The following is an 11,650-nucleotide window of genomic DNA, read 5'->3' as shown; positions in this document are numbered from 1 at the left end:
GAAGGTCTTAGAGTGGGTTGCGCTCGCCGGCTGTGAACCGACGACCTTCGGGTTATGAGCCCGACGAGCTACCAGGCTGCTCCATCCCGCGCCTGAATATTAAGCTTATTTTACTTCTCACTTAATTTAAGAAGTCAGCCAATTCAAAGAATTGGTTGCGGGAGCCGGATTTGAACCGACGACCTTCGGGTTATGAGCCCGACGAGCTACCAGGCTGCTCCATCCCGCGCCTGTATGTTTAGAGTCCCAGAAGCCGGATTTAAACCGACGACCTTCGACTTCAGGTATTAGCGAGTCCGACGAATGATTTATCATTCTGCTCCATCCCGCGCCTGTAATCTCTTAGTAACATGAGCATGTTAACGACGCCCTGTTTCAGAGAGAGCGCTATCATATAGCAATAAGATTAGAAATCAAGGGTTATAGTGACAAATTTAACTCAAGCGAACAAAAAGCACACAAAACAAAGTTAAAATGCACGCTGATGAGGACTAATCATTTTTTGCCACTCCCAATCGGGGTGACCCATCACGATAAAATCAGGGTTTTCTGTGCTTTCTCGTTGATTGTAAGTTAACGGATTGAATTCAGCATCGGTAATGCAGCCACCGGCCTCTTCGACAATCACTTGTGACGCACCAGTATCCCACTCACCAGTTGGTCCGATACGTAAAAAGCAATCAGCTTTACCCTCTGCAATAATACAGGCTTTTAATGAGCATGAGCCTAATGCTACCGTAGCAAACTGAGTGTTTAAATACTGACTGACCGCTTCAATTTTTTGCCTGCGGCTTACTGCTAAGGTTAAATTATCGGGTGTTGCTACTGAAATTTGTTGATCTTGGCCATTTTCACGTTTAAATGCGCCATTTTGATAACTTGCAAAATAAGTCACTTGTTTCGCTGGCCAATGAATAACACCCAGCACTGGGCGATTATTTTCAACTAAAGCGATATTGACTGCAAAATCACCGCTTTCAAGTATAAACTCCCCGGTACCATCCATAGGATCAAGCAACCAATAACGGTGCCAATCTTTTCTATCTGCCAGCGCTGGGATCGGTGTTTCTTCTGACATAATTGGAATGTCGGGGGCTATGCTCTTCAAACCTGCCATTAACACATCATTTGATGCTAAATCAGCCTTGGTGACCGGAGTATGATCTGACTTTTGCTCAGCACCAATATCATCCTGCTGATAAATGGCCATAATGGCATCGCCTGCTTGCTCAGCTAACCGAATACACGGTTCTAAAAAATCATTCATTGCCCGCTCCCGACTCTAAGTACTTTGTTAATAATAGCAAAGCTGCGACACTTCGTGCTTCAGTAAAGTCTTCTTGTTGCAATAATGATTGCCAATCAGTTATTGGCCATTTTACAACGACAAGCGGTTCTGGCTCATCACCAGGTAAGGTTTCAGGGTAGAGATCTTCAGCATACAAAATATGCATAGTGGCATTAAAGTAACTTGGCGCCATGCAGACTTTTTTTAGTTCAGCGAAATGCTTAGCACCAAAACCAACTTCTTCTTTAAGCTCCCGGTCTGCAGCTTGCTGAGGTGTTTCGCCTGGGTCAATTAAGCCCTTTGGAAAACCCAACTGATAATCATTGGTGCCTGCACAATACTCTCGCACTAATAACAGTTCGTTATCGACCGTTACTGGCACTATCATCACTGCACCTCTGCCACCGCCACGAATTCTTTCGTATTGCCTTTGTTCATCATTTGAAAACTTCAATTCGAGAGACTCAACAGTAAATAGTCGACTTTTAGCGACAACTTCATTAGACAAAATTTGCGGTGGTGTAGGATGCTTTTTCTGTGTCATTGGCATTAATTTGCTATCATGGCAGTTATGCTCATCATAAATCTTTTAAAGTGAATTGCCTATGTTAAATTGGTCAAAAATCGATACTGTGTTGTTAGATATGGATGGCACCCTACTCGATTTGCATTTTGATAATTACTTTTGGCTAACCGTTATTCCCGAGCAATATGCGCGTAAACATAAAATCAGTTTAGACGCAGCAAAAGCTGACATTTTACATCGTTATCAACAAGTTCACGGACAAATTAATTGGTACTGTTTAGATTATTGGCAGCAGCAACTTGATTTACCAATTATGGCACTGAAACGTGACATTCAACATTTAATCAGAATTCGTGAAGATGTTCCGCCGTTCTTAACTGAGCTTAGAAAAGCAGGCAAGCAATTGATCATGCTTACTAACGCGCACCCAGATTGTGCCATGTTAAAGTTTGAACATACTGCTATCGATAATTACTTAGATGGGGTGATCTCAACTCACCAATATGGCGTGAGTAAAGAGCATCAACCATTATGGCAACAAGTACATCAAGAATGGCAGTTTGATAAGGAACGGACTTTATTTGTGGATGACAGCCCCGCCGTGCTAGATGCGGCAAAAGAGTTTGGTATTGGTCATATACTTGCGGTTGCCAACCCTGATAGTCAGCAACCGCATAAACAGTTCGATGGCTTTTTATCGACCATCGATTTTCGCGAGTTTATACCCGTTAAATAATTACTTCGGGTAACGCTGCTCTAAGCCTTGGTATACAAGTTTTGCAAAATCTGCATGCTCTGTATCTAGGCTTTTTACCACTTCAACTAAGTGCTCGTTATCTTCTTGGCCATTCCACACTTTGATATAACTACCATCTTTGTAGCCATGATCTTGGCGGAAGAAGTTCAAGGTATTTTTACCAACGTAGCCACGGTATAAATCATCGATATCCATACCAATTTGCGCCATACAACCTGCAAATGCGGCTGCATTAAAACTCTTTTCAGCGACAGCTGACCCAGCTAACACTTCGAGTGTTTGTTTAAAATCATCGGCTTGAACTGGTGCATTTAACTCAGCTTCAAGTTGTGCAGCTAACTGCTCATAGCTGGTTTCACCATCAATACGTAAAGATAAACCAAAATGGAAAATATCAACTAACTCTAAAATAACTTGTTCTGTATCTGGGGTTTGTTTCTTCCACCACTTCCAACCGTAGTGATCCAGCATTTCAGCACACTCAACCCAAATTGCACGATACCATTCAAAACCTTGGCTAAACCATTGCTCATGAACTTTAGTATTCATCGCATTTTGCATCTCGAGCATAACAACGAGTTTTTGTAAATTAGCAGACATTCTTTATCCCAACTTGCATTTTCAATTATGTATATACTACAGATAATTTTGTCATTGATGAAATAAAAACACATATGATCAGGTCTGCTTTGCAGTTGATAAAAATAACCGAGGAAACCCATGTTTAAATCTCTACTCATCAGTGCACTATTTGTACTATCAAGCCAAGTTATTGCTGCGACTGCAACCAATATTGCCGAATCAGCAGAGCAAGTTAGCCCATTATTACCCGGCTTAGCAGTGCCAAATATTGAGTTAAAAGATCAATACGGTAAAACCGTCTCACTCGCTGAGCGTTTTAAAGAAAAAACGACTGTGCTCATTGTTTATCGTGGTGGCTGGTGCCCATATTGTTCAAAGCAATTGGCCAATGTCCAAAAAATTGAGAAAGAGCTAGCGGATTTAGGAGCACAAATAATTGCCGTTTCGCCAGATAGTCCTGAAAAGCTCGCTGAATCAAAAATTACTTCACCAAACTATCAATTATTGTCTGACGACAGCCTTTTGTTGGCACAAAAGTTAGGTTTAGCGTTTTACTTAGATGACAAAACAGCAAAGATTTACCGCAACAAACTTGGGGTTAACTTTGTCTCGTTAGAGGGCGAAGTGAAAGTAGCGTTACCCGTACCTGCAGTGTTTGTTATAGACACTAATGGGTTAGTTAATTTTCAATACGCCAACCCAAATTACAAAGTACGCTTAACAGAAGATTTATTACTAGCGGCTGTTAAATCAGTGAGCGAGCAATAAATTAGCAACCGATAAGCAGAACATATGTCTGCTTATCGGCCTTGTGTAAATTCTTGCCAAGATTCAATTAAATCAACAAAGTCTTCAAAACCACAGCCACTGCACAGGCCTTCTTCTTCAAGCATTAAATCATCATCTTGGTAGGCAACTAAGTCTTCGTTGTCTTGATGTAACGCATGTGCTTCGAACAGCGCTTCGTCTTTACTTAAGATCAAATCAATTTCTTGACCTTGTAAGGTTAAAGGCTCATGACTGCTCTTAACCGCAGAGATCAATGCTTGTACCATCGCGATTTTTTCTTTACCGATTTCTTCGTTTAGCCAACGGCCAATAACTGCATGCTCAGAGGAGATTTTAATGCGTAAACCGCTAATAGGATCGCGGATAAATTGATATTCCATGGAGGGTACTCTTAATACGTTATCTGCTAATTATACCGTTTGCAGCTAAACGTGGCGAGTTTTGTAGTCTTAAATCAGCACGAGCGCCAACGGGGCGCTCGTGTTTATGCTATTTAAAATAGCTAGAGTCGCGATTTGAAGCGCGCAGCATCAATAATCGCCCATAGGTATACGATTGGCAGTAGAATAAAGCCAACTGCAACGTAAATTAGTGCCCCACTGATAACCCATGCTAAAAAGAATGCAATAGCCGCCATTAAACGGCCTTGTACCAATTGCCCTAAACCAGGAAAAAAGATATTACATATTGCTGCGATTACATTACCGCCAGAACCTTGCTCTGCCATACTAACCTCTGTAGTTTTTAATGATTATACTTTTAGTAAACACACTTTATGCCAACTTATTATGGCTTACAAATCAAAGTGTTAAAAAGGAGCGTTATTTTGATTTTAGTTTTTTTTGCTAAAAATCGGTCAAATTCACAATTTTTATACTTCAATTTTAATGACTTGCCAAAATAGCTGTTTATAAAAACAGTATTTTATTTAGCCTTGCATAAACACCTGTTATACTCCACCCATTATAGATTGAAAAGGCGTAACGATGGACGTTTCTGAATTACTCGATGGCTTAAATGACAAACAACGGGATGCAGTCGCAGCCCCATTGCAAAATATGCTAGTACTTGCAGGTGCAGGTTCTGGTAAAACTCGAGTACTTGTTCATCGCATCGCATGGCTCATGCAAGTTGAGCAAGCTTCTGCATACAGTATCTTTGCGGTAACCTTCACAAATAAAGCCGCGAAAGAAATGCGCACTCGTGTAGAAGAAACGTTAAAAGCACCGGTTGGTGGTATGTGGATTGGTACTTTCCACGGCTTATCTCATCGTATTCTGCGCGCCCATCACCGTGAAGCGAACTTGCCAGAAAGCTTTCAAATTTTAGATTCTGACGATCAACAACGTATGATCAAACGCTTACTTAAAGCGATGAACATCGATGATAAAAAGTGGCCTGCAAAACAATTTGGTTGGTATATCAGCGCGAAAAAAGATGAAGGTCTGCGCCCTAAAGACATTCAAGCCTACGATATTAATGAGCAAATGATGCTGAAAGTCTATGCTGCATATCAAGAGGCTTGTGACCGCGCAGGTTTAGTCGACTTTGCAGAAATACTGCTGCGCTGCTACGAAGTACTTAAGAACCACCCAACACTTTTACGTCACTATCAACAGCGTTTTGCCCATATGCTGGTAGACGAGTTCCAGGATACCAATACGATTCAGTACGCTTGGTTAAAATTACTCGCAGGTAACACCAACAGTATTATGATCGTAGGTGATGATGACCAAAGTATCTATGGCTGGCGTGGCGCAAAAATTGAGAATATCAAACGCTTTTTAACTGACTTCGAAGCCGAAACCATTCGCCTTGAACAAAATTACCGTTCAACGGCAACAATTTTGAAAGCATCAAACGCGCTGATCAAAAACAATGCTGAACGCATGGGCAAAAGCCTGTGGACAGACGGCAATGATGGTGAGCCGATTTCAGTTTACGCTGCGTTTAATGAATTAGACGAAGCGCGCTTTGTTAGCAGCAAACTACGTAGCTGGCTAAATGCAGGTAATGCATTACAAGACGCCGCGATTTTATACCGTAACAATGCGCAATCTCGTGTACTCGAAGAAGCAATGCTACAAGAAGGTTTAAAATACCGTATTTACGGCGGTATGCGCTTCTTCGAGCGCCAAGAGATCAAAGATGCACTTTCGTATTTACGTTTAGTTGGTAACCGTCAAGATGATGCGGCTTTCGAGCGCGTTATTAACACCCCTGCTCGCGGCATTGGTGATAAAACACTAAGCCACATTCGTGATTGCGCGCGCAATGAGTCATTGCCACTTTGGTATGCCGCTAAAGCTATTATCGAGCAGCAGCACTTATCTGGCCGTGCAGCAAGTGCCGTGACAAAATTCTTAGAACTTGTTGAGCATATCGAAGATAAAATCAGCGATCTCACCCTAGAAGAGCAAGCGAAATACACCATTCAAAGCTCGGGGTTAATGGCAATGTATCAAGCTGAAAAAGGTGAAAAAGGCCGTGCCCGCGTAGAAAACTTAGAAGAGCTTATTAGTGCTTGTGGTCAATACGAACTCCCTGAAGATGAAGAGTTCAGCTCACCACTGCAAGGCTTTTTGGCATATACCTCTCTAGAATCTGGCGAAGGTCAAGCTGATGAGCACGAAGACGCGGTGCAAATGATGACACTGCACTCAGCAAAAGGCCTAGAATTCCCGCTGGTATTTATGGTGGGTGTTGAAGAGGGCATGTTCCCATCACAACAAAGTAATGAAGAGTCTGGTCGTTTAGAAGAAGAACGTCGCTTATGTTATGTTGGCATGACTCGCGCGATGGAAAAACTATATATTAGCCACGCAGAAAGCCGCCGTTTATACGGACAAGAAAAATACCACAGCCCATCACGCTTTTTACGCGAAATGCCTGAAGACTGTATCGAAGAAATTCGTATTAAAACACAGGTTTCAAGGCCACCTGCGGCAGGTCGTTTTAGTCCATCAGTAACACATGCCGCATTTGAAGATAGCGGCTTTAACTTAGGACAGCGCGTATTACACGCTAAGTTCGGTGCAGGAACCGTACTCAATTACGAAGGTAGCGGCGCACAGTCACGTATTCAAGTGAACTTTGATGACCTAGGCAGCAAATGGCTTGTAACACAGTATGCAAGACTTCAAGCCTTATAATGAGTATATAACAGCGCTATGTAATGAGCTGGTGATTGCAAAGCATCGCCAGCTTGTCATTGTGCAAGGCAGCGAAACTTGGTGCTATCAGTTTGCAAACCAATTAGCGCTTAAAAATACCTATGTTTTCAGTAGCAGCTCACTATTAGCAAATAGTGAGTTCCCAAAACATGCTCACCAGATTCTTGGTCAAGAGTTTCATCACGCAATTTTTGATGGTTTTAGCGGTTTATATGCCGATAAACTAGCCGCGCTTGCCGGTACCGTAAAAGCAGGCGGTGTACTGATATTATTGCTGCCCGATGATAATAACTGGCAAGACCCAGCACTCACAAGTATTACCTCTTATGGCGAAGAAATTAAACACAGCTTTTTTAATCAGCGCTTTTTCGCCAAGCTAAAATTGCAGCCACATTATTTTACTAAGCACTCGCCTCCTGCTTACCAATCTATTTCGCCAGCAACTGCTGAGATAAATTATCAGCAACAACAAGCATGTGTTGAGCAAATTATTAAAACCGCAACAGGGCGCGCTAATCGTCCTTTTGTGATCAGTGCAGACCGAGGTCGTGGTAAGTCAGCCGCTTTAGGGCTTGCAGCAGCAAATCTTCAAGATAAAAGAATCCTAATTTGCGCCACCCAAGCCAAAGCCGTACAAACAAGCTTTAAGCATTTAGCCGCTGAGCTTGGTGTTAGCAAAGAGCAAAACTGTAAGCAACTAGCTAACCTTAGCTATATTGCGCCAGATACACTGCTACATGAAAAACCTGATTGCGATCTGTTATTTGTCGACGAAGCAGCAGCGATTCCGGTTCCTATGCTATTGCAGATCCTAAAAAGTTATCCACGGATCGTATTTGCCAGCACTATGGTTGGTTATGAAGGAAATGGGCGTGGTTACACGTTACGTTTTTTACATTACTTACGTAGCCAATTTAAATCGCTAAAGGCAATTACTTTGGATGAACCTGTTCGTTTCGCCAAGTATGACCCCCTAGAAAATAGCCTACGTGAACTACTATTACTTGATGCAAAATATCTAGAAACGCAGAGTAAAGAGTCATATCAATTCGAAAGCATAAGCAAAGAGCAACTCATTGATGATGAGCAGTTGCTTAGCCAAATTATGGCGCTATTGGCGTTGGCTCATTATCAAACCACGGTAAACGACTTACGCCAATTGCTTGATGCCCCAGAGCTACAGCTATCTATCTGCAAACAAGAAAATGCATTAAAAGCCGTTTGCTTAATTGCTATTGAGGGTGGCTTAACGCCTGAGATTGCAGAGCAGGTTATAAGAGGAAAGCGTCGGCCACATGGTCATTTAATGGCGCAAACTCTGACTCAATTAAGCCGAAAAGCAGAAGATTTGTGTAAACACTCAGCGAGAGTCGTGAGAATAGCTGTTGCACCTGAATGTCATCAGCAAGGTATAGGCTCAGCCCTGTTAAACCACTGCGAAAGCCAATTAAGCAATTGTAGTTATTTTGGTGCTAGCTTTGGCGCAAATGCGACATTAATTAAGTTTTGGCAAAGTAATGGCTTCAACGTTGTTAAGCTTGGATTTAGTCATGACAAAGCAACGGCAGAACATGCTGCCTTAGTGGTTAAAGCATTAGATAAGCAAACGACAGATAGCGCAGCACTGTTAATAGAAGAGTTTAAGCAAGATTTCTCTTTGCAACTCCTTGATCACTTTAACTCACTTCCTTGGCAGCTTATTGCAGAGCTATTCAAAGGCTTACCAAAAAGTGATCTATCTTCTGCCTTAGATGCCAGAGCTGAGCGGCTGTTAACTGGTGATATTAACCTCTTCCAAGTACAGCCATTGCTATGGCAAATACTTTGGAGCACACCAATTAGTCTAAATTTATTAGATGAACATACAAAGTTCATCCTTATTCGACTAGTATTACAGCAAACCTCTGTAAATAGCTTAATCGAAGAAGCCGGTTTTACAGGTAAAAAAGACTTAGAGTCACAGTTCAAAACCGCAGTGCAAGGTTGGTATGCTCACTATAAATCACTTCAAAATCACAGCCATTAAGTGTTTATGTATTTGTACCTTGCTACTACCTCAGATAGCTTTAGCTGAACACGCACAGCCTACCATTAAACTCGGCATGTCCACTGCGCTCACTGGACCCGCAAAGCAAATAGGCGAACAACTGGCGCTTGGCAGTAATATTTACTTTAATAAAATCAACAAAGAAAACGGTATTAATGGGCAAAGTATCGATCTGATTTTAGCTGATGATGGTTATGAGCCAAAAAATACCGTAGTGAATACTCGCGAGTTTTTATTTGATCAAAAGATCCATGCAATTTTTGGCTCTATGGGCACACCAACAGCCCATGCAATTAAACCTATTCTGGATAGGCACCGCATTCCATTTCTAATGCCATTTACAGGCGCTGATTTTTTACATAATAGCTCAATGCCAAATGTATTTAATCTTCGTGCGAGCTACCAAGATGAAGCCATAGAGCAAATTAATTATTTCGTGAAAGAGCGTAAGCATGAAAAAATTGGCTTGATGATCCAAGCCGATGAGTTTGGCTATATGGTAGAAAACAACCTTGTTAATGCATTAAAAATACATGGTATTAAACCTGTAGAAGTCGCTCGGTTTAAGCGCAATAGTGATGATATTTCAAAAGCTTTAGCGCTTCTAAAAGAAAGTAAAGCAACCGCAATTTGTTTAGTCGGCACTTACGAGCCTCTCGCTGAATTCATTAATGCAGCAAACAAACAAAACTTCAACCCAGACTATACTTCGGTGTCTTTCGTTTCGAGCCATGATTTATATCAGCGAGTGAAACAGCCCGCCAACATTATGGTCACTGAAGTGGTACCCGACCCTAATAACTGTAAAAACCCTTGGTGTAAGCAGTTTATTGAAGATATCGAGCCTTATCACACGAGTGCGAATAGAATTATATTTGAAGGTTATTTGAATGCCGTAGCATTGGTTAGCGCTGCCCAAAAATGCCCAACGCCTCTAAACAATCAATGTCTGCTGACCGAGCTAACTCACCTCTTCACTGACACATCTGAATTCGCTGATTTATTTAATAGTCATAGTGCTGGAAATAATAAAAAAATCTACCGCTCCTATTTCAAAAAGTAATTTTGTAAATCCATCACTAAAAACATAATAATGTTCTATGCTATAAAGACTTAACAAGGCTTTGAGGGAAATATGGATCTGATTAATTTCCGAGTTGGGCACAAGACCATTTCATTAAAAATTCTTGATATTCTTCTAACTGAACGTTATGAGGGTAATTTAACCTCATTGCCCAATGAAAATAAGAGCTTTATCGGGGTCAAAGATTATATGGACACGCCGACCCCCATATTTGATTTGGGGGTAGTTTTAAATAACAGGTCAACATACGAAGTAAATGCCGCGCTTTCAGAATTATTAGTTGAAAGAGAAAAAGAGCACTTAGAATGGCTTAATGTATTAGAAAACAACCTATCTACTGGAACATCCATCACAAATTCGCTAGATCCAAGTAAGTCCTCATTTAGTCGCTGGTACAAAGATTTCGAGACTGATAATGAAGATCTTAAGAGCATTGTTGCCAAACTTGAAAAGCCCTACCATGCACTACATGTTATGGCTAGCGAACTTTTAGAAGTACGGAAAACACAGTCAAAAGATTCTGTAATTATTTTATTTGAAGAAAAAAAACGACAAACTCTTAATCAGCTAAACCGGTTGTTTGAATCGGCCCGAGAGCAGATAAGCCTTGATTACAAGCCAATCATCATTTTTACAACTAAAGACGGTGTAACACCTCATATGGGGCTTCTGGTCGATAAAGTCGAAGACAATATTAATGTTAAGAAAGAAGATATCAAACCGTTAGAGCAGCTTACCTCTGTTGGTTTTGATGTTGACCCACAAACTAAAAACATGATGCGCGGGCTAATTAAAATGAAGCATAAACACAGCTTACTATTAGACCCAAGCGCCATCTTCCGCCCAGAACACCTCATGCGCCACGAAGCAGAAGAAACCGAAGAGTATGGGCTTTTTTAGCCGCTAGTTAGCAAGTTTGAAAGGGTAAAGTGTTAAGTTCTGGCGTAGGTTGGGTAGAGCGGAGCGAAACCCAACACATCGCAGAGCTATCAGCTTTCAGCCCTCAGCGTTCAGCCGCCCGGTGTGGATGTTTGGGGCTGCGTCTCCCTCTGCCGGAGGTTCTAGGTTCTAGACAAAGTGTACTTTTAGGAATGGCTTCAGCCATGAATGTGTTTGTTATGGTCTAGATTCGGCACTGAAGTGCCTACGGGGTTTTGTTGCTGAGGGTGACTTTGTACAGGGCAACCCCGCAGTTCAACTGAAGTCTGACGGCTGAAAGCTGACAGCTCAAAACGCAAAAAAGCCCGACTCTTTCGAATCGGGCTTCTCTTATTTGGAGCCTGGCGATGACCTACTTTCACATAGCAGCTGCTACACTATCATCGGCGCTGTTTCGTTTCACTACTGAGTTCGGCATGGGGTCAGGTGGGTCCATAACGCTATTGTCACCAAGCCAATTTTGTT

At 41.8% G+C, this 11,650-nt stretch carries 11 protein-coding genes, 1 tRNA gene and 1 rRNA gene; 6 read left to right on the top strand and 7 right to left on the bottom strand.

Features of this window, described 5'->3' with window-relative positions; translation table 11 throughout:
* Positions 1-152: 152 nt before the first annotated feature.
* From CWB80_RS20270 to nudE, 3 genes are all read right to left on the bottom strand, one after another.
* Positions 153-229: transfer RNA gene (locus CWB80_RS20270), tRNA-Met, on the bottom strand.
* Between the two features lie 240 nt (positions 230-469).
* Positions 470-1,267 (bottom strand): 3'(2'),5'-bisphosphate nucleotidase CysQ, encoded by a 798-nt coding sequence (cysQ, locus tag CWB80_RS20265; RefSeq protein ID WP_054554872.1) that lies wholly within the window; start codon positions 1,265-1,267, stop codon positions 470-472.
* Entirely contained in the window at positions 1,260-1,832 is a 573-nt protein-coding gene (gene nudE / locus CWB80_RS20260; protein WP_171041565.1) for an ADP compounds hydrolase NudE, read from the bottom strand. Before nudE ends, cysQ begins: the two co-directional genes overlap by 8 nt.
* 61 nt (positions 1,833-1,893) lie before the next feature.
* Between nudE and yrfG the strand changes: the two genes are divergently transcribed.
* Positions 1,894-2,550, top strand: a complete 657-nt coding sequence (yrfG, locus tag CWB80_RS20255; RefSeq protein WP_054554874.1) for a GMP/IMP nucleotidase — start codon at positions 1,894-1,896, stop codon at positions 2,548-2,550.
* Here the strand turns inward: yrfG and CWB80_RS20250 are convergent, their stop codons facing one another.
* Positions 2,551-3,171 (bottom strand): dUTP diphosphatase, encoded by a 621-nt coding sequence (locus CWB80_RS20250; RefSeq protein ID WP_138602654.1) that lies wholly within the window; start codon positions 3,169-3,171, stop codon positions 2,551-2,553. It abuts the gene before it with no gap.
* A 120-nt stretch (positions 3,172-3,291) separates the two neighbouring features.
* Here CWB80_RS20250 and CWB80_RS20245 point away from each other — a divergent pair, with 120 nt between their 5' ends.
* The gene (locus CWB80_RS20245) at positions 3,292-3,921 is read left to right on the top strand and encodes a peroxiredoxin-like family protein (RefSeq protein WP_054554876.1); all 630 of its coding nucleotides are present in this window, start codon (positions 3,292-3,294) and stop codon (positions 3,919-3,921) included.
* Positions 3,922-3,953: 32 nt separating this feature from the next.
* Here CWB80_RS20245 and CWB80_RS20240 read toward each other — a convergent pair whose 3' ends face one another.
* Together CWB80_RS20240 and CWB80_RS20235 are read right to left on the bottom strand one after the other, a co-directional pair.
* Complete coding sequence (locus CWB80_RS20240; RefSeq protein ID WP_138602657.1) at positions 3,954-4,322, bottom strand: YacL family protein; 369 nt, start codon at positions 4,320-4,322, stop codon at positions 3,954-3,956.
* Between the two features lie 122 nt (positions 4,323-4,444).
* Complete coding sequence (locus tag CWB80_RS20235) at positions 4,445-4,669, bottom strand: hypothetical protein (protein WP_054554878.1); 225 nt, start codon at positions 4,667-4,669, stop codon at positions 4,445-4,447.
* 259 nt (positions 4,670-4,928) lie between these two features.
* Between CWB80_RS20235 and uvrD the strand changes: the two genes are divergently transcribed.
* From uvrD to CWB80_RS20215, 4 genes are all read left to right on the top strand, one after another.
* Complete coding sequence (uvrD, locus tag CWB80_RS20230; protein WP_138602659.1) at positions 4,929-7,094, top strand: DNA helicase II; 2,166 nt, start codon at positions 4,929-4,931, stop codon at positions 7,092-7,094.
* Positions 7,072-9,141, top strand: a complete 2,070-nt coding sequence (locus CWB80_RS20225; protein ID WP_138602661.1) for a GNAT family N-acetyltransferase — start codon at positions 7,072-7,074, stop codon at positions 9,139-9,141. The genes uvrD and CWB80_RS20225 overlap by 23 nt, the downstream gene beginning before the upstream one ends.
* Positions 9,104-10,225 (top strand): ABC transporter substrate-binding protein, encoded by a 1,122-nt coding sequence (locus CWB80_RS20220; RefSeq protein ID WP_138602663.1) that lies wholly within the window; start codon positions 9,104-9,106, stop codon positions 10,223-10,225. The genes CWB80_RS20225 and CWB80_RS20220 overlap by 38 nt, the downstream gene beginning before the upstream one ends.
* Positions 10,226-10,297: 72 nt before the next feature.
* A complete protein-coding gene (locus CWB80_RS20215) occupies positions 10,298-11,146 on the top strand; it encodes a CZB domain-containing protein (protein ID WP_138602665.1) in 849 nt (282 codons plus the stop codon).
* 378 nt (positions 11,147-11,524) lie between these two features.
* On the opposite strand, the gene rrf is transcribed toward CWB80_RS20215, so the two are convergent.
* Positions 11,525-11,639, bottom strand: a 5S ribosomal RNA gene (gene rrf / locus CWB80_RS20210).
* Positions 11,640-11,650: the final 11 nt, after the last annotated feature.

This window comes from Pseudoalteromonas sp. S1650 (assembly GCF_005887195.1).
GTDB lineage: Bacteria > Pseudomonadota > Gammaproteobacteria > Enterobacterales > Alteromonadaceae > Pseudoalteromonas > Pseudoalteromonas simplex.
Note: the sequence above shows the minus strand (reverse complement) of the source record. Positions and strands in the feature narration are given on the sequence as shown.

Coding starts and splice junctions, on each gene's coding strand:
- CWB80_RS20215 (WP_138602665.1), top strand. CDS start 10,298: ATGGATCTGATTAATTTCCGAGTTGGGCACAAGACCATTTCATTAAAA.
- CWB80_RS20240 (WP_138602657.1), bottom strand. CDS start 4,322: ATGGAATATCAATTTATCCGCGATCCTATTAGCGGTTTACGCATTAAA.
- CWB80_RS20235 (WP_054554878.1), bottom strand. CDS start 4,669: ATGGCAGAGCAAGGTTCTGGCGGTAATGTAATCGCAGCAATATGTAAT.
- cysQ (WP_054554872.1), bottom strand. CDS start 1,267: ATGAATGATTTTTTAGAACCGTGTATTCGGTTAGCTGAGCAAGCAGGC.
- nudE (WP_171041565.1), bottom strand. CDS start 1,832: ATGACACAGAAAAAGCATCCTACACCACCGCAAATTTTGTCTAATGAA.
- CWB80_RS20220 (WP_138602663.1), top strand. CDS start 9,104: ATGCTCACTATAAATCACTTCAAAATCACAGCCATTAAGTGTTTATGT.
- CWB80_RS20250 (WP_138602654.1), bottom strand. CDS start 3,171: ATGTCTGCTAATTTACAAAAACTCGTTGTTATGCTCGAGATGCAAAAT.
- CWB80_RS20225 (WP_138602661.1), top strand. CDS start 7,072: ATGCAAGACTTCAAGCCTTATAATGAGTATATAACAGCGCTATGTAAT.
- yrfG (WP_054554874.1), top strand. CDS start 1,894: ATGTTAAATTGGTCAAAAATCGATACTGTGTTGTTAGATATGGATGGC.
- CWB80_RS20245 (WP_054554876.1), top strand. CDS start 3,292: ATGTTTAAATCTCTACTCATCAGTGCACTATTTGTACTATCAAGCCAA.
- uvrD (WP_138602659.1), top strand. CDS start 4,929: ATGGACGTTTCTGAATTACTCGATGGCTTAAATGACAAACAACGGGAT.